Origin of the sequence: Streptomyces sp. NPDC004610, from assembly GCF_040609715.1 — a bacterium.
Lineage (GTDB): Bacteria > Actinomycetota > Actinomycetes > Streptomycetales > Streptomycetaceae > Streptomyces.
Genome location: NZ_JBEXLA010000060.1, coordinates 12,773 through 36,552, shown reverse-complemented (window position 1 = coordinate 36,552; position 23,780 = coordinate 12,773). Strand labels below are relative to the sequence as shown.

The window sequence follows — 23,780 nt, the reverse complement described above, 5'->3', positions numbered from 1 at the left end:
AACGCGACTACATCTTCCACGGCACCCTGGCCACCGCAGCCCTCGTCATCTGGCTCCGCGACCTCGCCAAAGAGCCGTCAGACACGGCCTAGTCGACGACCGTCTCCCAGGTGTCGACCACGTAGTGGACCGACATGCCGTTGCGGCCGTAGAGCTGCGGTGCGCCTGTGTCGTTGTCCGTGTCGACGCCCAGGCCCACCTTGGCGCGGCCCCGGGCGGCGAACTCGGCGAAGGCGTGGCGCAGCAGGAAGCCGCCGAGGCCGCGGCCCCGGGCCTCGCGCACCACCCCGAGGCCGCTGATCCAGGCCGTGCTGCTGAGGTCGCCGCGGCCCAGCAGGAACCCGGCGTCGCCCAGCCCCTCCACCGAGATGATCCACACCAGGGACCAGTCGGTCAGCTCGGGGTCGAGGTCGGCCAGCCACTGGGTGTAAGTGCGGGGCTGGAAGTCGTAGTGGTCGACGAAGGTCAGCTGGTCCAGGGCATGGGCGCGGACCCGGTCCTCCTCGGTGAGGCACGCCCGCACCCGCACGCCGGGCGGCGCCTCGGGCGCCAGGTCCCGCACCGGGTCCAGGGCCCGGGTGAGGGTGTGATAGCGGCGTACGGGGTGCCAGCCGCGGGGCGTGAGCAGGGCTGTGTCGGTGGTGGTGCGGGTGTTCAGGCCGAGGTGGATCACGGCCCGCTCGGCGCCGTTGGATCGTGCCTTGGCCAGGGCGCGTGCCTCCATCGCCCGCAGCACCCGCTGCCCGGTCTCCTGGTGGCCGGGCAGCACGCAGTGCTCGATGTCGATGCGCTCGCCGCCCGACTCGTCCCACAGCAGCCCGTACGCCACCAGCCGGTCCCCGTCGAAGCCGAGCCAGGAGTCGGACGTCAGGTCCGTCTCCGGGTGCCGGAGGTCCGACTCGATCGAGTGCAGGTCGGTCTCGGGGGTGCCGATCTCGACGCGGTCGATCGCGTTGAGCAGCTCGGTGATGGCCGGGGCGTCGGTGAGCGCGGCGGGGCGCAGGGAGGGGGTGGGTATAGGGGTGGACATGCCGTCAGGTTCTGTGACGAACGGGGCGGAACGCAACGGAATTTCCGGGGCGGGGCTGCCGGTGCCCTCCGGGGTGGGGGCCGCCGGTCCCCTCCGGGGCGGGGCCGCTGATCCTCTCCGGGGCGGGGCTGCCCGTCCCCTCAGTCTCCCCCAGTCCCGCCGGTCCCCTCAGCCCCCCAACCCCCTCAGCTCTCCGCCACCAGTGCCGGGGTCGATTTCGTCAGGACCTCGCCGCGGAAGAAGGCCGGGCTCTTCCAGCGCATCACGAACATGATCACCAGGCCGAGGGCGAGGAGCCCCACCCCGATCACGAACACCGACCCCACCCCGAACACCGAGGAGCCGCTGCCGTACGCCGGGTCCCACATGTCCGCCAGCGTTTTGCCGAACACCGCCGCCAGCAGCAGCCCGCCGACCACCGGGAACAGTCCCTTGAAGACCAGGTCGCGGCCCGACTTCAGCAGGTCGGCGCGGAAGTACCAGGCGCAGGCGAAGGCGGTCAGCGCGTAGTAGAAGCAGATCATCAGGCCGAGGGCGTAGATCGTGTCCACCAGGACGTGCTCGCTGACCAGCGTCATCAGGGTGTAGAACACGCCGGTCGCCACGCCCGCGGTGACCGTGGCCCGGCCGGGGGTGCGGAACCGCTGGTGCACCCGCGCGTAGGACGCGGGGAGCGCCTCGTAGGTCGACATCGCGAGGACCGTGCGGGCGACCGGGATGAAGGTGGTCTGGAGGCTGGCCGCCGCCGACGCCAGGACCGCGACGAACAGCAGCACGCCGAGGCCGGGGCCCATGACCGGTCCGGCCAGCGCGGCGAAGACATTGTCGGAGGTCTCCGGGTTGGCGAGCCCGAGCCCCGTCTCGCCGGAGCCGACCACCATCTGCGCGGCCACCCCGGTGGCCAGGTAGGAGCCGACCAGGACGACCATGGCGATGAGCGCCGCGCGGCCCGGAGTGCGGTCGCTGCCGCTGGTCTCCTCATTGGCGGTGAGACAGGCGTCCCAGCCCCAGTACATGAAGATCGACAGGGACAGACCCGCCGTGAACGCGGCGAAGGACTGCACGGCGAACGGGTTCAGCCAGGACCAGGAGAAGTCGAGGGAGGTGGCGAACTCCGCGCTGCCCGCCTTCGAGAACGCCATCGCCACGAACACCGCCAGCACCACGAGCTGGAGCGCCACCAGCGCGTACTGCACGCCCTTGGTCGCCGTCATGCCCCGGTAGCTGATCACCGTGGCGATGGCGATCAGCGCGAGACAGGTCAGGATGTGCACCGCCTTGCTGTCGTCCAGCGCGGCCACCGACGCACTGCCGGTGATCTCCCCGGCCAGCAGCCAGAAGTACGAGGTCGCCACGCCCGCCAGATTGGACAGCACGATGATCGTGGCGATGACCAGGCCCCAGCCGCACATCCAGCCGACCTTCGGGCCGAACGCCTTCACCGTCCAGGTGAAGGAGGTGCCGCAGTCCGGCATCACCCGGTTCAGCTCGCGGTAGGCGAAGGCCACCAGCAGCATCGGCAGGAACCCGGCCAGGAACACCGCCGGCATCTGCACCCCGACCTCCCCGGCCGTGGAGCCGAGGGTGGAGGTGAGGCAGTAGACGGGGGCCACGGTGGAGATACCGATGACCGCGCTGCCCAGCAGGCCGACGGAGTTCCCGCTGAGGCCCTTGGTGCGCATGCCGTCGGCGGGGGCCCCGTCGCCGTGGTCAGTGGCCTGGGGCCGTACGTCCAGCTCAGTCATGAACAGGACGTTAAGCGGTGCGGTTTCCGTGGTTCCGGTTGTGGGGGGTGGGGGATGGGAGGAGTGGGAGTCTGGTATTCGAGTGCTGCTGCTTGATTGTGCCTCTGATTGCAAGGTTGTGTGCTGGGTTCCGCTGGTGGTTCTCAAGGTTGATGGTGGGTGTCCGATATGCGGTTATCGCAGTTCGGGAGGAAATTCGGGGCGGTGGATTTTCCCGTGTGGTCTGCGTCACATTCGGGTGATCGTCCCGGTATCACGGTCCACGCGTGCGCGCGCATACAGTGTCCGTGCTCAGTGGATCAAGGTGGGGAGAATGAACAGTGCGGGTGGGGACGGGGATGAGAACGGCGGTCGCGGTGGCGGTCGCGGTGCTGGCGGTGGCCGGGTGCTCGGGTGGGGGCGGCGGCGCTGACGGGAAGCCTTCGGCCAGTGCCCCGGCGGACGAGGCCAGTGCCGCGCCCGCCGCCGAGGTGAAGAGCGGGGGGACGCTCGGCGGGGCCGGGTCCGCGTGCGAGCTGCCGGTGACCTTTGACATCGCGGAGGAGTGGACGGTCGATTCCGTCGACGCCCTGTGGGAGATGGGACCCGTCTCCGCCGCCTGCGAGATCGACGCCAGGCCAGCCGGGCACGTGGGCTTTATCCGGGTCTGGACCGGTGAGCCGGGCGAGGACGACCCCGAGGCGGTCCTCGCGGCCTATCTCGCCGTGGAGACGGGCTCCACGAACAGCGGGGTGCGGTACCGCCCCTTCGAGATCGACGGGGTCACCGCCGTCGAAGTCTCCTACACCACCACCGACGACCTCGGTGAGCGGCCGGACCTGGCCTTCGCGCTGCCCACCCCGGACGGCCCCGTCATCATCGACCTCGACACCCCCGACGCGCACGAGCACGGGGCCATGATGCCGGCCTACGAAATGGCGAAGCGCACGTTGCGCCTCGCGGACTGAGCCGAGGGCTGAGCGGGACAAAATGACCGGCGTCCGGGGCGGGCGCCGGGCTACCGTGACCCGGGTGACCGAACTCCATGGCACCCGGGTCGTCCTGCGCACCAGCGAACCCGGCGACATCCCCGCCCTCGCCGCCCTCCGCGCCACCCCCGAGGTCGCCGCACACTGGCGCGGCGGCCCCGACCTGGCCGCCGACGTCGCCGAGGACCTGGCCGACCCCGCCACCCACTGCCTGACCGTCCGGTACGAGGACCGGATCGCCGGAATGATCCAGTGGTACGAGGAGAGCGAGCCCGACTACCGGCACGCCGGGATCGACATCTTCCTCGACCCCGCCACCCACGGCGCCGGACTCGGCACCGACGCCGTCCGCACCCTGGCCCGGTACCTGGTGCGCGACCTCGGCTTCCACCGGCTGGTCATCGACCCGGCCGCCGACAACGCCCCCGCCATCCGCTGCTACACCAAGGCCGGTTTCCGGCCGGTCGGGGTGATGCGGCAGTACGAGCGCGGAACCGACGGGACCTGGCACGACGGGCTGCTGATGGATCTGCTCGCCGCCGAGCTGGTCGACCAGGGTTCTTGAGGATCAGCCCTTTCGGCCCAGTCCTCCCGGCCCAGTCCTCCCGGCCCAGTCCTCCAGGCACGGCCTTCCCAGCTCAGGTCTCCCAGTCCAGCGCTCCCGGTTCAGTTCTCCCGGCCCAGCCCTTCCGGTTCAGATCCCCCGGTTCAGTTCTCCCGGCGGCAGTACAGGAACAGCTGCGGTTCCGGGCCGGCCTCCGGGAGCGCGGGGGTGAACAGCACCTCCTCCCGCTCCAGCACCGTCAGCCCGGCCTCCGCCACCAGCGCGGCGACCTGCTCGGCGGAGAAGCTCGTCGCCCGGACCGTCTGCCCCAGGAAGACCACCTCGAAGTCCTCGACCTCCAGCGGAATCGTGGCCAGCACCAGCTGGCCGCCCGGCCGCAGCGCCTCGGCCAGCCGCCCGATCAGATCGGACTGCTCGGCGCGGGTCATCTGGAGCAGCGAGAAGTACACACAGACCGCGTCGAACCGCGCCCTGGGCAGCGGCAGCGCCCTGATGTCCGCGCACTCGAACGACGCCCCGGGCACCTGACGGGCGGCGATCCCCACCATCACCGGCGAGATGTCGATCCCCCGCACATCATGGCCCGCGGCGGCGAGCGTCTCGGCGGTCGGCCGTCCCGTGCCGCTGCCGACATCCAGCACCCGGCTGCCCGGGGCCAGCCGCTCCAGCAGCCGGTCCAGCGAGCGGCGGTGCGGCTCGGAGGCGGCGAACGCGTCCTCGTAGGCGGCTCCGATCGCGTCGAAGGTGATGGCGGCGGGGGGCCTGAGCGGGGCCTCGGTCACGGTGTGGTTCCCTTCGTCCGGGGACACGGCGGTCCTGGCCGCCATCGTTCCAGCGCGGGCGGGCGGGTGCCACCGGGTCGCGGTTGCGCGGCGGCACCGGGGCGGGCAAGGTGCCTGCGTGGCCACCCTGCTGATCGTGCATCACACGCCCTCGCCAAACTGCCAGGCACTCTTCGAAGCCGTCGTCTCCGGCGCGACCGACCCCGACATCGAGGGGGTCGACGTGGTACGGCGGCCCGCGCTCGCCGCGACCGCCTCCGATGTGCTGGCCGCCGACGCACTGCTGCTCGGCACCCCCGCCAACCTCGGCTATCTCAGCGGGGCGCTCAAGCACTTCTTCGACCAGATCTACTACCCCTGCCTGGACGCCACCCAGGGCCGCCCCTTCGGCTCCTGGATCCACGGCGGCAACGACACCACCGGCGCCGCCCGCGCCCTCGACACCATCACCACCGGCCTGGGCTGGCGACGGGCCGCCGAGCCGGTCACCGTCATCGGCGAGCCCGGAAAGGGGGACCTGGAAGCGTGCTGGGAGCTGGGCGCCACGCTGGCGGCGGGGTTGATGCGGGAGTGAGTCGAGGGAGCAGCCGCTGGGTCAGCCACTGGGTCAGCCGCGCCAGCGGTACCGCCGTTCCGGCCGCCCCGCCACCCCGTAGCGCAGCGCCACCTCCGCCGTGCCGACGGTGTGGAAGTACTCCAGATAGCGGCGGGCGCTGACCCGGGACACCCCAGTGAGGGTGGCGCACTCGGTCGCCGAGAGCGTGCCCTCGGTGTCCCGCAGGGTCCGCTCGATCAGGTCCGCCGTCTCCACGCTCATCCCCTTGGGCAGCCCGCCGGCCGCCGGACCCGAGCCGCCCGACAGCACCCGGTCCACATCGGCCTGGCTGCGCACCACCGTCGTCAGCAGCCGCCCGCGCTGGGCCGCGTACCGCTCCAGCCGGGACTGGAGGTCCTCGAACTCGAACGGCTTGAGGAGATAGTCGACCACCCCGTGCCGGACCGCGCCCCGCACGGTGTCGGCCTCCCGGGCCGCGCTGATCACCATCACATCGCAGTCGTGCCCGGCCGCCCGCAGCCGGGGGATCACATCGAGGCCGAACAGATCCGGCAGATACAGATCGAGCAGCACCAGATCGGGGCGCAGTTCGTCGGCCGCCGCCACCGCCTGCTCGCCGGTGCTGGCCACCCCGACGACCCGGAAGGGCCGTACCCGCTCCACGAAGGCGCGATGGACCCGGGCCACCATGAAGTCGTCGTCCACGACGAGGACGTCCAGGGTCTTCGCGGGCTGCGCCGGGCCGTTCGCCGCGGTCATTTTCTCAACGCTCCTTCCGTCGCCTCGCCGCTGCGGCGACCGACCGTCATACGCGCGGTGAACTGGGCGCCCTCGGGGGTGTTGGTCACGGCGATCTCCCCGCCGTGCCGTTCACAGACCAGCCGTGTCAGGGCCAGCCCGATACCGCGCTCGCCCTCCCGGGCGACCTTGGTGGTGAAACCGTGCTCGAACACCTCACGCGCCAGCTCCGGCGCCACTCCGGGCCCCGAGTCCCGTACGACGATCTCCACGCCGGACGCGTCCTGGCGGATCTCGACCTCGACCCATGCCTCCGGGTCCTCGGCGGAGCCGGCCGGGGCCGCCGCGTCGACCGCGTTGTCGACCAGGTTGCCCACCACGGTCGCCACATCGGCGGCGTCCTCCGGCGCGAGCCTGCCCAGCGCGGTGGAGTCGGAGATGCGCAGCCTGACCCGCCGCTCCGCGGCCAGCGATGACTTGGCGGTCAGCAGCGCCGCCACCGCCGTGTCCCGTACCCGGCGGCTGAGGGTGACATCGAGGGACTGGCGGCGCAGGCTGAGCGCCCGGATGTAGCGCACCACCTCGTCCTGCTCGCCGATCTGGATCAGCCCGGAGATGGTGTGGAGCTGGTTGGCGAACTCATGGGCCTGGGCGCGCAGCAGCTCCGAGGAGCTGCGGAAGGAGCCGATCTCCCGTTCCAGGCGGGCGAGTTCGGTGCGGTCGCGCAGGGTGGTGACCGAGCCGAGGGGGCGGCCGTCCTTGGTGACCGTCATCCGGTTCATGATCAGTATCCGGCCACCGCGGATGACGACCTCGTCGCGGCGGTCGGACGGGTCGTCCCGCCGGTCGGGCGGGTCGCCCTCGGGGTCGGGGGCGGCCGGGGTCCTCCGGTGGGGCGGGTCGCCCTCGGGGCCGGGGGCGGCCGGGGTCCTCCGGTGGGGCGGTGTCGGGGCGGGGCCGTGCGGTGGCTGTCCTTCCGGTGACGTCGCGTCGGGCGCGTCGGGCGGGTCGGGGGCCGTCGTGCCGCGTCCGGCGGATGGCACCCCGTCTCTCCGGTCGGCCGCAGGCCCGTCCCTCCGGTCGGACGACCCCCCGTCCCGGCCGCCGGTGAGTACATCGCGGAGTCTGCCGTCGATGCCGAGGGCGTCCAGCCCGCGCCCCTCGCAGTCCTCGGGCAGCTCCAGCAGCCGCCGCCCCACCTCGTTGACGAGGGTCAGCCGGTGCTGCGGGTCGAGCGCGACCACGCCCTCGGCGATGCCGTACAGCATGGCCTCCCGGTGCTCGGCCAGCCCGGCGATCTCCCGGGGCTCCAGGCCCAGCGTCTGCCGCTTGATCCGCCGGGCCAGCAGCCAGGAACCGGCCAGCCCCAGCCCGCTGGCGATCCCCAGATAGGCGATCAGGGAGGAGGACGCGTTGCCCAGCCGCTGCCAGACCGTGGGGGACTCCTCACCGATCATCACCGTGCCCAGCACCCGGCCGACACTGCCCTCCTGCTCGCCCAGCACCGGCACCTGCGCGACCCGCTCCCGGCTGTCGCCGAGGGACAGCTCGCCCGACCAGCCCCGGTCCGGCTCCGCCGCCGCGCCGGACCCGCGCGGCAGCGGCTCACCGATCACCGTCGGGTCGGTGGAGCTGACGATCAGATCACCCGCGTCGGCGATGGTCACGGAGGTGACCCCGGACTGGGTCTGGGTGGAGTTCACCAGCGGCGCCAGCGCCTCGCGCGGCAGCAGCGGCTGCTCCAGCTGCCCGCGCACCAGCGGCGTCGCCGCCAGCTGCTCCGCGAGCGCGGTCACCCGGCGCCCCTCGACCCGGTCGAACGTGGCCTTCGACTGCGCCAGCGACACCGCCGCGACCGCCACCAGCACCATCACGACGATGGCGAGCTGCAACACCAGCATCTCGCCCGCGAGGGTGTGTCGGCGGAACGTGGCGGCCATGGCGGGTCAACCTCATCGTCATATGCGGGGATGCCTCATGATGGCCGCGAACCGGGCCGGGGGAAAGGCACCGGTTGGTAACGGGGCGTGACGGGCCCGGGGGCTGGGGGGGCTGAGGGGACTGGCCCGAGGGGGAAGGGGGCGGGACGGGACCGGCGCGGGGGACGGGGGGACCGGCGCGGCCGGGCCCGGCGAGCGCGGCTCTTGGCCGGACGCCTGGCGGGACCTCTGCCCGTACGCCTGGTGGGACCTCCGGTGGGGCGCGTGGCCGGATCCCGGACGGGAAGCTCGGCCGGATCCCCGGTGGGACGCCTGGCCGGATACTCGGCGGGGCGCGTGGCCGGATCCCCGGCGGGACCCCTGGCCACAAAGACCAAAACCTCCGTTGGTTCCGGAAGCGAGACACCGTGTTTACGCCCGTGCAACATGTGGCCCACATCACCCTCCCCCACAGGGCCTCTTCCCCCCCGCTTCTGCACCGCGTACGACCCCGTTTTCGCAACACACGTAACCGACAGGTGGTGGCATTCGTGCGCCTGCGCACTCCCCTCGCCCTGCTCGGGGCCGCCGTGCTGGTCCTTCTCGGGCCGCCGCTGCTGACCACCGGCAGCGGCGCCGAGACCGGCACACAGATCCCGGGCCTGCGCTTCATGGTCCCCAACACGCCCGGAGGCGGCTACGACATCACGGCCCGCACCGCCGCGAAGAACGCCGAGGACGCCGGACTCACCTCCGGCATCGAGGTGTTCAACCTGCCCGGCGCCGGTGGCACCGTAGGACTGACCCGGCTGGTCAGCGAGCACGGCAACGGCAAGCTCGCGATGTCCATGGGACTCGGCGTGGTCGGCGCGGTCCGCTCCAACGACGCCCCCAAGACGCTCGCCGACACCACCCCGATCGCCCGGCTCACCGAGGAGCAGGACGTCGTCGTGGTCGCCAAGGACTCGCCGTACAAGACCATCGACGACCTGGTCACCGCGTGGAAGGCCGACCCCGGCAAGCTGCCCGTCGGCGGCGGGTCCTCGCCCGGCGGCCCCGACCACCTCGCCCCCATGCTGATGGCGCAGGCGTCCGGGATCGCCCCGAAGGACGTCAACTACATCCCCTTCGACGGCGGCGGCGAACTCCTCGCCTCCATCCTCGGCAACAAGGTCGCCTTCGGGGTCTCCGGCGTCGGCGAGTACCTCGACCAGATCAAGGCGGGCGAGCTGCGGCTGCTGGCCGTCACCGGCCCCGAGCGGGTCGACGGCCTCGACGCCCCCACCCTGATGGAGGCCGGCTACGACGTGAACTTCACCAACTGGCGCGGCATCGTCGCCCCGCCCGGCCTCTCCGACGCCGAACGCGACAAACTCGTCCGGCTGGTGGAGGAACTGCACGACTCACCGCAGTGGCAGAAGTCCATGCAGCAGAACGGCTGGGACGACGCCTTCCTGACCGGTGACGAATTCGGCGCGTTCCTGGAGGCCCAGGACAAGCGCGTGGTCTCGGTGCTGAAGGAGCTGGGACTGTGACGACACAGACCACCGACGACGCCACCCCGGCCCCCTCCGGCAGACCCGCCGGGGACGGCCGCTCCTGGTGGCGCGAGTACTCCGAACTCGGCGTCTGCGCCCTGCTGCTGATCCTCGGCGTGCTGGTGCTGACCGACGCCCTCACCATGGACGTCGACATCGCCCAGCGCGGACCCGTCGGCCCCAGGACCGTCCCCATCGCCGTCGGCATCGGCCTGCTCGTGATCGCCGCCCTGCTCGCCGTCGATGTGCTGCGCGGCGGCCAGGGCCAGGCCGAGACCGGCGAGGACGTCGATCTGTCCGAACCGGCCGACTGGCGCACGGTCCTGCTGCTCGGCGGGGTCTTCCTCGCCACCGCGGTGCTCATCGAACCGCTCGGCTTCCCGATCGCCGGGGCCCTGCTCTTCTGGGGCGCGGCCTTCGCGCTGGGCAGCCGCCGCGTCGACCGCGACCCGCTGATCGCCGCCGGACTGTCCCTCGTCACCTATGTGCTGTTCAACGACCTGCTCGGAGTACCGCTCCCCGGCGGCCCGCTGATGGGAGTGCTGTGAGATGAACGCCCTCAACTCCCTCATGGACGGCTTCGGCACCGCCCTGACGCCCATGAATCTGATGTGGGCCGCCCTCGGCGTGCTCCTCGGCACCGCCATCGGCGTCCTGCCCGGCATCGGCCCCGCCATGGCCGTCGCCCTGCTCCTCCCGGTCACCTACGGACTCGACCCCACGGGCGCGTTCATCATGTTCGCCGGTATCTACTACGGTGCCATGTTCGGCGGCTCCACCACCTCCATCCTCCTCAACACCCCCGGGGAGAGCGCGGCCGTGGTCGCCGCGATGGAGGGCAACCCGATGGCCAAATCCGGGCGCGGCGCCCAGGCCCTGGCCGCCGCCGCCATCGGCCACTTCACCGGCGGCATGGTCGGCACCCTCCTGCTGGTCGCGCTCGCCCCGGCGGTCGCCGAACTCGCCGTCGACATCGGCGCGCCCGACTACTTCGCCATCATGGTCCTCGCGTTCATCGCGGTGACCTCGGTCCTCGGCTCCTCCCGCATCCGCGGCCTCGCCTCCCTCCTCATCGGTCTCACCATCGGCCTCGTCGGGCTCGACCAGATGACCGGCCAGCAGCGGCTCACCTTCGGCTCCCTCCAGCTCGCCGACGGCATCGACGTCGTCATCGTCGCCGTCGGGCTGTTCGCCATCGGCGAGGCACTGTGGGTCGCCGCGCATCTGCGGCGCCGGCCGCCCGAGCCGATCCCGGTCGGCCGCCCCTGGCTCGGCAAGAAGGACGTCCGCCGCACCTGGAAGGCCTGGGCCCGCGGCCCGTTCATCGGCTTCCCCTTCGGCGCCATCCCCGCGGGCGGCGCCGAGATCCCCACCTTCCTCTCCTACGTCACCGAGAAGCGCCTGTCCAAGCACAAGGACGAGTGGGGCAAGGGCGCCATCGAGGGCGTCGCCGGACCCGAATCCGCCGCGTCCGCCTCGGCCGCCGGCACCCTCGTCTCCATGCTCACCCTGGGCCTGCCCACCACGGCCGTCGCCGCCGTCATGCTGGCCGCCTTCCAGCAGTACGGCATCCAGCCGGGACCGCTGCTCTTCGAACGCGAACCCGACCTGGTGTGGGGCCTGATCGCCTCCCTCTTCGTCGGCATGGTGCTGCTCCTCGCCCTCAACCTGCCGCTGGCCCCGGTCTGGGCGAAGCTGCTGCGCATCCCGCGGCCCTATCTCTACGCGGGCATCCTGTTCTTCGCGGCGGTCGGCGCCTACGCGGTCGGCGGCGAGGTGATCGACCTGGTGATCCTGCTGATCATCGGCCTGATCGGCTTCGGGATGCGGCGCTACGGGCTGCCCGTGCTGCCCGCCGTCATCGGGGTGATCCTCGGCCCCAACGCCGAGCAGCAGCTCCGCCGCGCCCTCCAGATCAGTGACGGCAGTGTCTCCGGGCTGGTGAACACCTGGTTCTCGGTGACCGTGTACGCGGTGATCGCGGTGCTGCTTGCCTGGCCGCTGCTTAAGCGGATCCTGTGGCGGGGGAGGTCCGCGGCGCGCTCCTGATCCCTCCCTGATTCCTCCCTGATCCCCCGATCCCCCCGATCCCCCCTCGGATACCCCCCACCCCACCGCCGGCCCTGACCCCGTTCACGCGGGGGAGCGGTCGGCGGTGGTGCGGGGGCCGTCCCGGCGGGACGGGTCGGGGTGGGGGTGCCTTCCATGGCAGGTGTGTTGACGCCGGTGGCGGGCGTGTTGCCGTCCGTGGCAGGTGTATGGACGCCGATGGTGCCGGTGTTGCCCTCCATGGCGGCTCTGTTGACGCTTGTGACAGCCTTGTGACCGGAAGTATGGCCTCCGCCACACGCGCCGAGCCCACGGACTGGTCGACTCGGCGGATGCGTCGCAACCCCCTCCCCCTCCCCTTCTCCCTCCCCTTCCCTCTCTCCCTGGTCCTCGTCACCGGGGCCCTGTTGCTCACGGCCTGCGGCACCGGGCTGCCCGGCGGCGACGCGCTCGGCACCGCCTCCGACGCACCCCGCCCCACCGGCTGCGGCGCCCCGGCGTCCGCCACTCCGGCCGCCGCCCCGGAGGAGGACGGGGTCAAGATCCTCGGGTACGGCAGCCGGGCCGGCGCGGGCACCGTCGACTGTGTCGAGTACCAGGTCACCAACTCCGGCACCGAGGCCCTCACCTACACGATCGGCTTCACCTTCGCCGACGCCTCGGGCCGTGCCATGCACCACGCCGAGGACACCGTGCAGGCGGTCGCGCCGGGCCGCACGGTCCGCCGTACCTTCAGCGCGGTGGGCTCGCTCGGCGACTCCACCCAGGCCCTCATCGCCACCGTCCGCCGGGTCCCCGCCGACGAGGCCCCGGCCGCCGACGACTCCACCTGCCCGCCGTCGGGCGTGCGGCTGTACGCCGACCAGGGCGACGCGGCGATGGGGCTGCGCGTGGTCGGCCTGTTCGTGGAGAACTGCGGTGCCGACGCCTACGCCCTCGACGGCTACCCCCGGCTGGAACTCCTCGACGCCGGTCATGAGCCGGTCGAGGGCGTCGAGATCCTTGAGGGCGGCAGCGAGATCGCCTCCGGCACCGGCGCCGACACCGAGCCCGCCCCGCTCACCCTCCGGCGCGGCGAACGGGCCCGTACGACCCTGGTGTGGCGCAACACCACGGGGTCCGGTGAGCCGGTGAACGCGCCCTATGCGCGGGTCTGGGCCAAGCCCGGCGCCGACCCGGTGACCGTGACCCCGGAACTGGACCTCGGTACGACGGGCCGCCTGGGCGTCGGGGCGTGGGCGAAGGACGACGGGCAGGGCTGAACAGGCGCGGGGGGCGGGCGGCATATGGGGCGCGGTGCCCCCGCGTGGGTTGGGCGCCCCGTGGGTCAGGTGCCGGGTGCCCCATTGGTCGGGCCGCCCCTGTAGGTCAGGTGCCCTATCGGCCGGGCGCCCCGTAGGTCGGCCGCCTCATTGCTCACGGCCCCATCGGTCACGGCCCCATCGGTCACGGCCCATCGGTCACGGCCCCATTGGTCCGGATGCAGCAACCCCGGCGGCCCCCGCGCCCGGTGCCGGACAGGCTGGGACGGGGCCGAGGCGTGCACCCGCCCCTCGGCCCCGTGCCGCCCCGTCCCGCCCCGTTCGTCATGCCCGTCCCAGGAGCCCCGATGTCCTCTCGCCCCCGGCCGCCCCGTCCCGCCTCCCGCCGTGCCGCGTTCCGGCCCCGGTTGCGGGCGGTCCGGCTGCTCGCGGTGTGTCTGACCGTGCTGGTACCGGCCGCGCCCGCCACCGCCGCAGCCACCACGACCTCGGCCGCGCACGGCGACGACAGTGCCCTCCAGCGGCGCCTGGAGGCACTCGTCCGGGCTCCCGGCGGACCGCCCGGCGCCATCGCCCTGCTCCAGCGGGGCCCGCACACCCAGGTCGTCCGCGCCGGGGTCGCCGATCTGACGACCGGTCGCCCCCCGGAGCCCGACGACCACATGCGCATCGCGAGCACGGCGAAGGCGTTCAGCGGGGCCGTCGCGCTCGCCCTCGCCGACCGGCACGCCCTCCGTCTGGACGACACCCTGCGCGAGCGGCTGCCCCGGCTGCCGCATGCCTGGGGCGCGGTGACCCTGCGCCAGCTCCTGCACCACACCAGCGGTCTGCCCGACTACACCGAGGACCCCCGCTTCCAGGAGATCGTCACGGCCGACCCGCACCACCGCTTCGACTCCCGCCGCCTGCTCGACCACGTGGCCCGCGACCCCCTGCGCTTCCCGCCGGGCACCCGCTACCAGTACTCCAACTCCGACAACATCGCCGTCGCCCTGATGGCGGAGGCCGCGACCGGGACACCGTACGAGACGCTGCTGCGGGACCTGGTCTACCGGCCGCTCGGGCTGCGGGACACCTCGCTGCCCTCCGGGTACCGGATGCCGGAGCCGTATCTGCACGGCTACGACACCGGTCCGGCCGCGCCGCCCGAGGACATCAGCGAGATCCTGAGCGCGTCCGGGGTGTGGGCGTCCGGCGGGATCGTCTCCACCCCGGCCGACATGAACCGCTTCATCCGCGGCTACGCCTCCGGCGCGCTCTACGGCGGGCGGCTGACGCGCGAGCAGCGCGACTGGATCGAGGGCGCCTCCGAACCCGCCGGGCCGGGCACGAACACGGCCGGGCTGGCGATCTTCCGGTACGCGACCCGGTGCGGCGAGGTGCTCGGCCACACCGGGAACTTCCCCGGCTACACCCAGCTCATCGCCGCGACCCCGGACGGCCGGCGCTCACTGACCTTCACCGTCACCTCCCAGATCAACCGGACCCTGGACCCGGACCGGCTGCGCGAGCTGCGCGCGGTCCAGGAGGACTTCGTCTGCGCGCTGCTCTCCGACGGGGGATGAGGGGCTGCGGTGCCGCCCAGGTGAGTGTCAGTGGGGGTGGCTATGTTGGCGGTATGCACACGACTCGGGTCACCCAGCAGGTGAGTGCCGCGCCGGCCGCCGTCTACCGGGCGCTGACCGACCGGGAGGCGGTCGCCCGCTGGCGGATGCCGGACGACATGCGCTGCGAGGTCCATGAGTTCGAGGCGCGCGAGGGCGGCAGATTCCGGGTCTCGCTGACGTACGACGCGCCGGACGCGGCCGGGAAGTCCGGCGGCAACACCGACACCTACCACGGCCACTTCGCCCGGCTGGTGCCGGACGAGCAGGTGGTGGAGGTGCTGGAGTTCGAGACCGACGACCCGGCGATGCGGGGCGCCATGACGATGACGACCACCCTGGTCCCCGCCGGGGAGGGCACCGAGGTGGTCGTGGTGCACGAGGGGCTGCCCGACGCCGTGCCCGCCGCCGACAACGAGACCGGTACGCGGATGGCGCTGGCCCGGTTGGCGCGGTTGGTGGAGGTGGAGGTGGAGGGGGAGGGAGAGGGGCGGTAGGCCGGGTCGGTGGGCCGGGCGGTGGGCGCTACTTCTTGACCGTGCCGGTGAAGATGGCGATGTCCGACTCCCAGTCGGGTGCCACCTCCACCTGGAGGAAGGTCTCGTCCTTCGGCAGCTCGCAGCCCCACGGCACGGACAGCGAGCGGCCCGCGAGGACACTGGTGTCGGGCAGACCGTCGAGGCCGTCGTCGTAGATCGCCTCGCCCTCCTTGCCCTCGTCGCCATAGGCGCAGCTCACGGTCATCATCGACGCGTCCAGCTTGGTGTCCGAGTTGTTCACGATCTTGATGGTGAACTTCGCGTAGGGCGTGTTCTCCGGCGCCGCGTAGTCGCTGGACACCCCGCGCTCGAACGAGGCGAGGCTGACCTCGATGTCGTTCTCGTAGGCCACGGTGTCGGTGAGGGCGTAGACGCCGTCCTCCGGCGTGGCCTCGTCCGCCGCGGGCTCCTCGTCCGGCGCGGGCGCGTCCTCGGCGCCGACCGTCTCGGTGACGGTGACCGTCGGCCTGGCCTCCGCCTCGCCGTCGCCGCCGCGGCTCACTGCCACACCGGTGATCACCACCGTGGCGATCACGGCGACCGCCGAGCAGATGATCACGGTGTTGGTACGGCCCCGGCCGGGCCGCTTCGGCGGCTGAGGCGGCTGCTGCGGCGGAAAGCCCGGCATGGGCGGCTGCGGCTGTGTGGCGTCGTAACTCATGGTTCCCCCAGGGATGGTGCGTGACGGGCCATGATCTCGCATGGCGGGGGAAATGTGCACACGTCGTGACGAAAGTGTGTCCTTGTGTGGGAAGGCGCAGGTCAGGGGCGTTGTCAGTGGGCCCCGGTACGTTCGTTGATGTCCCCGCCGATCGGCTGGGGAAGTCCCCCTGTGCGCAAAGGAGATGGTGCGTTGTCGGCCTGGGAGAAGTCGAGCACCGCGAGGGTGGTCCCACCCGCGCGACCCCGCAAGCTCGCGAAGGTCCCGTTTGTCGAACTGGCCGATGGACGGCTCCAGGGGGTGGTGTCCAGCGGCTCCGACATCGGGCGGGTCTATGTCTCGTCCGTCGAGGCGGGCACGTACGCCTTCGCGTGCAGCACCAACAACAACCGGCCGTGCGGCGGCGCCCGGGGCTCGTTCTGCAAACATCTCCATGCCCTGCTCGATGAGTCGGTCCTCCAGTACGGGTTCGATCGGGTCGCCCGCTATCTGCGCGTCGAGCCCGAGAAGGGCACCGAACCGAGCGGGCTGACCGCGGCCCATCTCGGCCAGGTGATGACCCGTACCCGCCCGTCCGGGGCGGACGCCGGTGCCGCGGCGGCGGTCTTCAGCCGTTTTCTGCGGCATCTGGGCTATCTCGAACTCGCCCCGGTGACGGAGTCGGTGCCGGAGCTGCACTGGTTTCCGCCGACCAGGGAGATGGGGCTTATCGGTGTGGGTGTGGGTGTGGGTGCGGGTGCGGGTGCCGGTGCGGGGGACTTGGGTGGTTCGGGTGGCGTGGGGGCCGTGGCCGGCGAGGGGGAACCCGGGGAGGGGGATTCCGTCGAGGGGCTCGGCGAGGTGCTCGCCGCGGTCGACGCCTTCGACCGCGCCCTGTCCGCCGGGCTGCTGCGGCCCCGTGCCGAGGAGGCCGACGCCCTCGCGGAGTTCGCCCGGTCCCTCACCGGGACACCGCTGGCCGCGCGGGTCGGCGAGGCGGTGGAGAAGGTGGCGGCCGGAGCCGCGAGCGAGGACCACTTCCTCGCCCTCGCCGCCGCCCGCACCGCGCTCCTCGGCGCCGCCCATGACGCGCTGCTGCTCCGCGCCCACGAGATCGCGGGCCGCCGCACCCCCGCCGACACCGGTGCCCGCCCGGACCCGGCGCCGGGCGGGACGGCCCCTGTGCTGGCCGCCGCCCGCTCCTGGCTCGGCGATCTGGCGCGCGCCGGATGGCAGGGCATCGACCACGAACTGATCTCCGGGGCGGCCCCGGTGGTCTCCGCGATGCTGCCCGACCCCGCCCTGCGCCGGCCGGCCACCCTGCTCGACGGCTTCGCCACCGAACTCGCCGCCTGCTGCCCCGGCGCCACCCTGGAGCGCGTCCCGCTCCGCCGCTGGGCCGACCTCTGGTCGCGCGCGATGCTGCTGACCGTCCCCGGCGCTGGGAACGCGGCGGCCACGGATCCGGCGGCCACGAATCCGGCAGCCACGGATCCGGCGGCCATGGATCCGGCGGCCACGAGCACACCGGCCATGGACACGGCCACCGGCAGACTGCTGCCGCTCGGCGTCGATCTGTGCGAGCACGCCACCGCCGCCCAGGCCCAGGTGCACGCGGTCCTCGAACCCGCCGACGGCTCACCGCCCCGCCTGGTGCGGGCCGCGGTCTCGGTACCCAAGCCGGACACGGTGCTCGGCGCGGGCGTCTGGCAGCTGATGCGCCCCCATATGTCCCTGCTCGCCGCGGTGAGCGAGGGCCGCTCGATGGACCTGACCGGTATGCCGGTCACCGCCGAGGGCGACCTGGTGTGGAGCGAGGAGCACGCGCGGGCCGGGAAACCCGCCGACGCCTTCGCCACCGCCCGGGTCGCGCTGCCGACCGCCACGGCCGGGGACACGGCACCCCTGGACCGGCACCCGGCGCGGATCGCCGTCCCCGTCTTCCTGGAGGGCTACACCGCCCGGGGCGGCGGCGACGAGGAGCTGACCTTCACCGTCGCCGGGCGGCCCCTCGCCGTGGACACCGACCGGATCCCGGTCGCCGGTCCGCTCACCCCGGAGTCCGTCGCCGCGTCCGGTGCCTGCATCGGGCTGCTGCGGTGGGACGCCGGGAGGTTCCGGCTCCAGCCGCTCGCGGTGGAGGCGACGGTACGGAAGAAGAGCGTCGCCGTGCACGCCGGGGGATGGGCCGGAGGGACGGCGGACCGGGTCGGGGCGAAGGCGGAGAAGGCGGCGACCGACGCCGTGGCGGCCCTGCGCGAGCGGGCGGGAAGGCTGTTGCGGAAATGACGGAACCGACTGAGGAGACCGGGGCCGCGGCGAGCGCCCACGACAACCGGCGCCAGGTGCTGTACTGGCGGCTGCTGGCCCGCCTCTTCGACCAGGACGAACAGGTCACCCTGGAGTCCGCGAGCCTCGCCGTCGTCGAGGACATCGGGCTGCCGCCCGCGCTGCTGGACCCGCAGGCGTCCGTCGACTCGGTCGTGCAGCGCCATCCCGGCCTCGCGGAGGAGTTCGACGGGCTGATGGTGCCGGAGGCGGATGAGGGGTTCGAGGCCGACGGGCGGGACCGGGCCGCCGAGGTGCGGCGGGCCGCGCTGGTCTCCAAGGTGCTGCTCAATGTCTTCGCCACCGGCAGTGGCACGGTCACCGCGGAGCAGCTCTCCCGCTGGCAGTCCGACGCGGGCTGGCTGGAGCGCGCCCTCGGCTGCGAGGTCGGCGGACTGCGCGGCGGCAACGGCCGCTCCGGACCGGGTGCCGCTGGCAACGGCGTGAGCCCCACGGGCACCGGAGGCCGCCGCAGCACCCCCGACCTCAGCAATCTGCTGCCGGCGATCGGACCCGAACTGGGCGGCCTGGAAGCCGATCTGGTCAAGCGGATGCGGCTGCGCGAGGTCCTCGCCGACCCCCGGCTCGCCGCGCGGCTCACCCCCAGCATGTCCCTCATCGAGCAGTTGCTGCGCGACAAGAACAACCTCTCCGGAGTCGCCCTCGCCAACGCCAAGGCCCTGATCCGGCGCTTCGTGGACGAGGTCGCCGACGTACTGCGCACCCAGGTGGAGAAGGCCACGGTCGGCACCCTCGACCGGTCGATCCCGCCCAAGCGCGTCTACCGCAACCTGGACCTCGACCGCACGATCTGGAAGAACCTCACCAACTGGGACCCGGCGGAGGAGCGGCTCTACGTCGACCGCCTCTACTACCGGCACACCACCCGCAAAACCACACCCCAGCGCCTGATCGTGGTGGTCGACCAGTCCGGCTCGATGGTCGACTCCATGGTCAACTGCACCATCCTGGCGTCCATCTTCGCCGGACTGCCCAAGGTCGACGTCCACCTCATCGCCTACGACACCCAGGCACTCGACCTCACCCCCTGGGTGCAGGACCCGTTCGAGACGCTGCTGCGCACCAAGCTGGGCGGCGGCACCGACGGCACGGTCGCGATGGCGCTGGCCCAGCCGAAGATCGCCGAGCCGCGCAACACGGTCGTGGTGTGGATCTCCGACTTCTACGAAGCGCGCACCGAGGAGCTGTTCCAGTCCATGGCGGCGGTCCATCGCTCCGGGGCGAAGTTCATCCCGGTCGGTTCGGTGACCAGCTCGGGGCGGGGGAGTGTGAATCCTTGGTTCCGCGAACGGTTCAAGGACCTGGGGACACCGGTGATATCGGGCCATATCCGCAAGCTCGTCCATGAGCTGAAGAACTTCCTGACCTGACCGGAGCCCTTCGCTCCGCCCCCTTGCTCCGCCCGCTTGCTCCGCCCCCCTGCTCCGCCCTTGCAAGTCTTGCAAGTGTTCCTGAGAAAGGCATCCCATGTCCGACCTGCTGCGCGCCCCCGCCGAGATCAAGTACGCCGAGGAGCTGGACTGGCTGGAGTCCATCGACGACAACCCCAAGCCGTTCTCCTGGCGGCTGTCGCCCAAGATGGTCCGGCTGTTCGTCCTCGGCTCCGAGCGCGCCGACGGACTCGACCGGGAGATCCCCCAGAAGTGGTTCGGCGACCGCAGCTTCGTCGAGCGCTCCATCGTCACCCTCGCCTCCGACCGGGGACTTCTGCTGATCGGAGACCCCGGCACCGGCAAGAGCTGGCTGGCCGAGCTGCTGTCCGCCGCGATCTCCCGCAACTCCACCCTGGTGGTGCAGGGCACGGCGGGCACCACCGAGGACCACATCAAGTACTCCTGGAACGTGTCCATGGTGATCGCCAAGGGCCAGTCCCGGGCGTCGATGATCCCCTCACCCATCATGACCGCGATGGAGACGGGTGCCATCGGCCGCTTCGAGGAGCTGACCCGCTCCACCAGCGATGTCCAGGACGCGCTGATCTCGATCCTCTCCGAGAAGTACATCTCGGTGCCCGAACTCGGCGGCAGCGCGCCCGCGCCCGCGTCCGGAGAGAGCGGAGGGTCGGGAGGGTCGGGCGGGTCCGGTGACAGCATCGTGTTCGCCAAGCCCGGCTTCTCGATCATCGCCACCGCCAACAGCCGCGACCGGGGCGTCAACGACCTGTCCTCCGCGCTCAAGCGCCGCTTCAACTTCGTCCGCATCCCCGTCGTCACCAACAAGAAGGCCGAGGCGGAGATCGTCCGCTTCCGCACCGAGGAACTGCTGCGCCGCCACCACATAGAGCTGGACGTACCGCCGACCCTGCTGGATGTGCTGCTCCAGAGCTTCGCCGATCTGCGGGCCTCCGCCGCCGCGGCCGGCAGCGATGACGAGAAGCTGGAGTCCGCGCTCTCCACCGCCGAGCAGATCGGTGTCCTGGAGGACGCCATCCTGCACAGCAACTTCTTCGGCGAGCGATCCCTGACCGCGCACACCCTGGCCTCCTCCTTCGTCGGCTCGCTGGCCCGGCGCGAACCGGAGGACCTCGCCATCCTCAACAAGTATCTGCACGGGGTCGTCGAGCCGCGTAGCAAGGAAGCGGGCGGCGCCTGGCCGGAGTTCCTCGAAGGCGGGCGCGACGCCATCGCGACCCTGTCGTGACCGCCCCCACCACCCCGGTGCCCGCCACCGGGACAAGCAGCCCCTTCACCGCCCTGCGCACCCAGCTCCAGGACGCCGCCACCACCTTCGCGGACGGGCCCGGCGCCCTGGAGGGGATCCTGCTCGGCATCGTCGACGACGTCGACCGCGCGGTCCGCGAACCCCTGGAGATCTTCCCGGTCTGCCACCACTCACCGGCCTCCGCCCTCGCCATGGCCCGCCGGCTCCGCGAGAAGCAGCCCAAGGTGGTCTATCTGGAGCTGTGCGAGGACATGGCCCCGCTCCTGACCGAACTGCGCAACTGCCGACTGCCGGTGGCCGTCCAGGCGTTCGCCAGCGAGGTCGACGGCTTCCCCGCCGACTGGTCGCCGCTGTCGGTGGTCGCCCCGATCACCGAGGCGTCCGCCGAGTACCAGGCCATCGCCTATGCCCTGGACACCCCGGGGGTGGAACTCGTCCTGGTCGACCGCTCCTCGGACCATGTCTTCCAGTGGGACCGCCGCGAGGAACCCGCTGAGGCACCGGCCGACCAGGACGCCCCCGGCCCCGACGAGGACACCGCGCTGCACGGCGACGCGGTCGGCGTGGAGATCGGCGACCTGCGCCCCCGCTTCGCCGAACTGGAGGAGCATCTGCTGCGCCACGGCCGGGTCCGGCACTGGTCGGAATGGTGGCACCAGTACGTCGAACTGCCCCTCGGCGACAGCGACCACGACACCTACCGCCAGGTCATGCTGCTCATCGGCAGCCTCTTCCGGCGGCTGGCGCCCGGCGACCCGCACCGCGTCCGGGTGGACGAGGACCGCGAGCGCTATATGTGGACCAGGATGCGTGAGCACCTCGCCGCCTCCGGCGCCGACCCCGCCGACTGCCTCTATGTCTGCGGCGCCTTCCACGCGGCCAGCCGGGTCGAGGAGTTCGGCGTCGACGGCGCGGACGGCTTCGAGATCAGCCCGCGGACCGCCACCGTCTGGCAGCACGGACTGATCCCCTCCAGCCACGCCTCCATCGAGGCACAGTTCGGCCTCGCGGGCGGCTCGGTGTCCATCGCCGCCACGGTCTGGGCGAAGAATCTCAAGCGGACCCGGGTGAAACCCTTCCGCTTGGAGGGCCAGGCCGGGACCAAGAAGCCCGCGAAGGCCAGAAAGGCAGCGGCCCCCGGCCCGGCACTCGGCCCGGCCCCGGAGATCCCGGCCGCCGACCGGCTCAGCGGCTTCCTCCAGCGCCCGCCCGTCCTCGACCGGCTCGACGAGGCCGAACTGCTCGGCTGGTCGGTCGACATCGTCCGCGCCGCCCGCCGGGCCGGCTATCTCGCCTCCACCGCCGACGCCATCGCCGTCTTCGAGACCTCCATCCTGCTGGCCGGAATGCGCGACCGCGCCAAGCCGACCCCGTACGACTTCCAGGACGCCGCCGTCACCTGTATCGAGAAGGACAGGGTGCCCGGTCGGCGCGATGTGCGGCGGCTCGTGGAGATCATGATGGGCGGCGACCGGATCGGGCAGGTCGGCTACGACGCCCTGCCCCCGCTCGCCCGGGACGTCCACGACCGGCTGGCCCCCCTCGGACTGCCGCTCCAGCAACGCGGTGTGAAACGGGCCCTGCTGGACATCGCCGGCCAACCCGAGCTGCGCGCCTGCTCGGACGTCCTGTGGATGCTGCGCCAACTGCTGCCGCACGGCGCGGCCCGCCCCATCATGGGCGAGCGGGGCCTCGGCGACCAGCCCATCCAGGAGTCCTGGGACCTGGCCCTCGGCACCCACCAACGCGCCCTCATCGAACTCGGTTACGAGGCCGTCAGCATCGAACAGGTCCTGGAACAGCGCCTGCGTCGCCGCGCCTACGACCCCGGAGGCACGGCGGCGACCGTCCTGGAGACCGTCGAGGACGCGACCCGCTTCCTGCGCAGCCGCCGCCTCGCCGACGAACTCGGCACCCGCGCCCTCGCGGTCCTGGCCACCGAGCGCAGTGTCGACGGCGCACCGGAGGTACTGCGCCGGGTCCGGCGGCTGCTCGCGTACTACCGCACCAGCGAACCCGCCCTCCCGGCCTGGATCGAGTCCTTCGTCACGACCGGGTACGCCCACTACTGCACCCTGCTGCCGACCGCGTTCACCGACGAGGAGGCGGGAGTCCGGCAGGTCGCGGCGATGCTCGGGTTCCTGTTCAGCATGGAGAGCCTCGCGCTGTCGCTGGGCTGCGACCGGACCCAGCTGGAGCTGTCCGTCGCCCAGTCCCACCCCGAGGACCCGCCGAAGACGGCCCTGCTCTGGTCGGCGCAGACCCAGCTGGGCACCCTCACCCGCGAGGAGCTGCGGGCGCGGGTCGACGCGCTGCTCGGCAACCCGCTGGTCGTGCCGTCCTACCCGCGCTATCTCAGCGGGTTCCTGCACGCCCTGGAGCCGGTCCCGGCGCTGACCGACTTCGTGGTGGAAGCGGTGTCCAACGCGTTCGCCCGGCTGCCCGACCCGGTGCTGCTGCCCTGGCTGCCCAGCCTGATCAGCACCCTGCGCTCGGACGGCGCCGAGTTCGCCCCGCTCCTCATCAAGGAGGCCGGGCGGGCCTTCCCCGGGCGGCTCGCGGCCCTGGACAACTGGGTCCCGCCCTGGCAGGCGGAACGCACCCGCGCGGCCACCCGTCCGGCGGCGGCACCGCCGGGCCCAGCCGCCCTGCTGGCCGCCCACCCGGCGACCAGCGACGCGCTGGCGGCCCTGCTGGGCATCGACGACCCCTGGATCACCCCGGAGGCCCCCACCACCGGCGCGGCCCTGCTCACCCGTCACCCCCGCACGACGGAGGCGCTGGAGGCGCTGCTGGCGAGAGGGTGAGGTGGGGGAGGGGCGGGGGTGGGAGCAA

19 protein-coding genes are annotated in these 23,780 nt (G+C 72.4%); 13 read left to right on the top strand and 6 right to left on the bottom strand.

The features are described from left to right. Positions 1-88: 88 nt before the first annotated feature. Together ABZX40_RS39500 and ABZX40_RS39495 are read right to left on the bottom strand one after the other, a co-directional pair. Entirely contained in the window at positions 89-1,030 is a 942-nt protein-coding gene (locus ABZX40_RS39500) for a GNAT family N-acetyltransferase (RefSeq protein ID WP_355748848.1), read from the bottom strand. 185 nt (positions 1,031-1,215) lie between these two features. Continuing rightward, positions 1,216-2,775: an APC family permease gene (locus ABZX40_RS39495; protein ID WP_355748845.1), complete on the bottom strand. Its 1,560-nt coding sequence runs from the start codon at positions 2,773-2,775 to the stop codon at positions 1,216-1,218. Positions 2,776-3,113: 338 nt separating this feature from the next. Here ABZX40_RS39495 and ABZX40_RS39490 point away from each other — a divergent pair, with 338 nt between their 5' ends. Both ABZX40_RS39490 and ABZX40_RS39485 read left to right on the top strand, forming a co-directional pair. Next, entirely contained in the window at positions 3,114-3,722 is a 609-nt protein-coding gene (locus ABZX40_RS39490; protein WP_355748842.1) for a lipoprotein, read from the top strand. Between the two features lie 64 nt (positions 3,723-3,786). After that, a complete protein-coding gene (locus tag ABZX40_RS39485) occupies positions 3,787-4,308 on the top strand; it encodes a GNAT family protein (RefSeq protein WP_355748839.1) in 522 nt (173 codons plus the stop codon). Positions 4,309-4,451: 143 nt separating this feature from the next. Here the strand turns inward: ABZX40_RS39485 and ABZX40_RS39480 are convergent, their stop codons facing one another. Continuing rightward, entirely contained in the window at positions 4,452-5,090 is a 639-nt protein-coding gene (locus ABZX40_RS39480; protein WP_355748836.1) for a methyltransferase domain-containing protein, read from the bottom strand. Positions 5,091-5,208: 118 nt separating this feature from the next. Here ABZX40_RS39480 and ABZX40_RS39475 point away from each other — a divergent pair, with 118 nt between their 5' ends. Then, positions 5,209-5,664, top strand: coding sequence for a flavodoxin family protein (locus ABZX40_RS39475; RefSeq protein WP_355748834.1), 456 nt, complete (start codon positions 5,209-5,211; stop codon positions 5,662-5,664). A gap of 33 nt (positions 5,665-5,697) precedes the next feature. On the opposite strand, the gene ABZX40_RS39470 is transcribed toward ABZX40_RS39475, so the two are convergent. Continuing rightward, on the bottom strand, positions 5,698-6,405 hold the full coding sequence (locus tag ABZX40_RS39470; RefSeq protein ID WP_355748831.1) for a response regulator: 708 nt from the start codon (positions 6,403-6,405) through the stop codon (positions 5,698-5,700). Continuing rightward, positions 6,402-8,324 (bottom strand): ATP-binding protein, encoded by a 1,923-nt coding sequence (locus tag ABZX40_RS39465; RefSeq protein WP_355748828.1) that lies wholly within the window; start codon positions 8,322-8,324, stop codon positions 6,402-6,404. Before ABZX40_RS39465 ends, ABZX40_RS39470 begins: the two co-directional genes overlap by 4 nt. A gap of 530 nt (positions 8,325-8,854) precedes the next feature. Between ABZX40_RS39465 and ABZX40_RS39460 the strand changes: the two genes are divergently transcribed. The 6 genes from ABZX40_RS39460 to ABZX40_RS39435 all read left to right on the top strand — a co-directional run bounded on the left by ABZX40_RS39460 (position 8,855) and on the right by ABZX40_RS39435 (position 15,253). Beyond that, positions 8,855-9,838: a tripartite tricarboxylate transporter substrate binding protein gene (locus tag ABZX40_RS39460; RefSeq protein ID WP_355748862.1), complete on the top strand. Its 984-nt coding sequence runs from the start codon at positions 8,855-8,857 to the stop codon at positions 9,836-9,838. A 101-nt stretch (positions 9,839-9,939) separates the two neighbouring features. After that, complete coding sequence (locus ABZX40_RS39455; RefSeq protein WP_355748859.1) at positions 9,940-10,389, top strand: tripartite tricarboxylate transporter TctB family protein; 450 nt, start codon at positions 9,940-9,942, stop codon at positions 10,387-10,389. A 1-nt stretch (position 10,390) separates the two neighbouring features. Beyond that, a complete protein-coding gene (locus ABZX40_RS39450) occupies positions 10,391-11,890 on the top strand; it encodes a tripartite tricarboxylate transporter permease (protein ID WP_355748826.1) in 1,500 nt (499 codons plus the stop codon). Between the two features lie 332 nt (positions 11,891-12,222). Then, entirely contained in the window at positions 12,223-13,152 is a 930-nt protein-coding gene (locus ABZX40_RS39445) for a DUF4232 domain-containing protein (RefSeq protein ID WP_355748823.1), read from the top strand. Between the two features lie 347 nt (positions 13,153-13,499). Next, complete coding sequence (locus ABZX40_RS39440; RefSeq protein WP_355748820.1) at positions 13,500-14,717, top strand: serine hydrolase domain-containing protein; 1,218 nt, start codon at positions 13,500-13,502, stop codon at positions 14,715-14,717. A 53-nt stretch (positions 14,718-14,770) separates the two neighbouring features. Continuing rightward, positions 14,771-15,253: an SRPBCC domain-containing protein gene (locus ABZX40_RS39435; RefSeq protein ID WP_355748817.1), complete on the top strand. Its 483-nt coding sequence runs from the start codon at positions 14,771-14,773 to the stop codon at positions 15,251-15,253. A gap of 28 nt (positions 15,254-15,281) precedes the next feature. Here the strand turns inward: ABZX40_RS39435 and ABZX40_RS39430 are convergent, their stop codons facing one another. Then, a complete protein-coding gene (locus ABZX40_RS39430; protein WP_355748814.1) occupies positions 15,282-15,956 on the bottom strand; it encodes a hypothetical protein in 675 nt (224 codons plus the stop codon). A 777-nt stretch (positions 15,957-16,733) separates the two neighbouring features. On the opposite strand from ABZX40_RS39430, the gene ABZX40_RS39425 reads away from it, so the two are divergent. From ABZX40_RS39425 to ABZX40_RS39410, 4 genes are all read left to right on the top strand, one after another. Next, positions 16,734-18,224 carry a hypothetical protein gene (locus ABZX40_RS39425; protein ID WP_355748856.1) on the top strand — a complete coding sequence of 497 codons (1,491 nt, stop codon included), beginning with the start codon at positions 16,734-16,736 and terminating at the stop codon, positions 18,222-18,224. After that, positions 18,221-19,654, top strand: coding sequence for a VWA domain-containing protein (locus ABZX40_RS39420; protein ID WP_355748812.1), 1,434 nt, complete (start codon positions 18,221-18,223; stop codon positions 19,652-19,654). The genes ABZX40_RS39425 and ABZX40_RS39420 overlap by 4 nt, the downstream gene beginning before the upstream one ends. 97 nt (positions 19,655-19,751) lie before the next feature. After that, positions 19,752-20,924: an AAA family ATPase gene (locus ABZX40_RS39415; RefSeq protein ID WP_355748810.1), complete on the top strand. Its 1,173-nt coding sequence runs from the start codon at positions 19,752-19,754 to the stop codon at positions 20,922-20,924. Next, complete coding sequence (locus ABZX40_RS39410) at positions 20,921-23,752, top strand: hypothetical protein (RefSeq protein WP_355748807.1); 2,832 nt, start codon at positions 20,921-20,923, stop codon at positions 23,750-23,752. Before ABZX40_RS39415 ends, ABZX40_RS39410 begins: the two co-directional genes overlap by 4 nt. Positions 23,753-23,780: the final 28 nt, after the last annotated feature.

Excerpts from the sequence above, each read along its gene's own strand:
- ABZX40_RS39465 (WP_355748828.1), bottom strand. The coding sequence starts at position 8,324 with ATGGCCGCCACGTTCCGCCGACACACCCTCGCGGGCGAGATGCTGGTG.
- ABZX40_RS39450 (WP_355748826.1), top strand. The coding sequence starts at position 10,391 with ATGAACGCCCTCAACTCCCTCATGGACGGCTTCGGCACCGCCCTGACG.
- ABZX40_RS39430 (WP_355748814.1), bottom strand. The coding sequence starts at position 15,956 with ATGAGTTACGACGCCACACAGCCGCAGCCGCCCATGCCGGGCTTTCCG.
- ABZX40_RS39495 (WP_355748845.1), bottom strand. The coding sequence starts at position 2,775 with ATGACTGAGCTGGACGTACGGCCCCAGGCCACTGACCACGGCGACGGG.
- ABZX40_RS39435 (WP_355748817.1), top strand. The coding sequence starts at position 14,771 with ATGCACACGACTCGGGTCACCCAGCAGGTGAGTGCCGCGCCGGCCGCC.
- ABZX40_RS39500 (WP_355748848.1), bottom strand. The coding sequence starts at position 1,030 with ATGTCCACCCCTATACCCACCCCCTCCCTGCGCCCCGCCGCGCTCACC.
- ABZX40_RS39420 (WP_355748812.1), top strand. The coding sequence starts at position 18,221 with ATGACGGAACCGACTGAGGAGACCGGGGCCGCGGCGAGCGCCCACGAC.
- ABZX40_RS39470 (WP_355748831.1), bottom strand. The coding sequence starts at position 6,405 with ATGACCGCGGCGAACGGCCCGGCGCAGCCCGCGAAGACCCTGGACGTC.
- ABZX40_RS39490 (WP_355748842.1), top strand. The coding sequence starts at position 3,114 with ATGAGAACGGCGGTCGCGGTGGCGGTCGCGGTGCTGGCGGTGGCCGGG.
- ABZX40_RS39415 (WP_355748810.1), top strand. The coding sequence starts at position 19,752 with ATGTCCGACCTGCTGCGCGCCCCCGCCGAGATCAAGTACGCCGAGGAG.
- ABZX40_RS39445 (WP_355748823.1), top strand. The coding sequence starts at position 12,223 with ATGCGTCGCAACCCCCTCCCCCTCCCCTTCTCCCTCCCCTTCCCTCTC.
- ABZX40_RS39440 (WP_355748820.1), top strand. The coding sequence starts at position 13,500 with ATGTCCTCTCGCCCCCGGCCGCCCCGTCCCGCCTCCCGCCGTGCCGCG.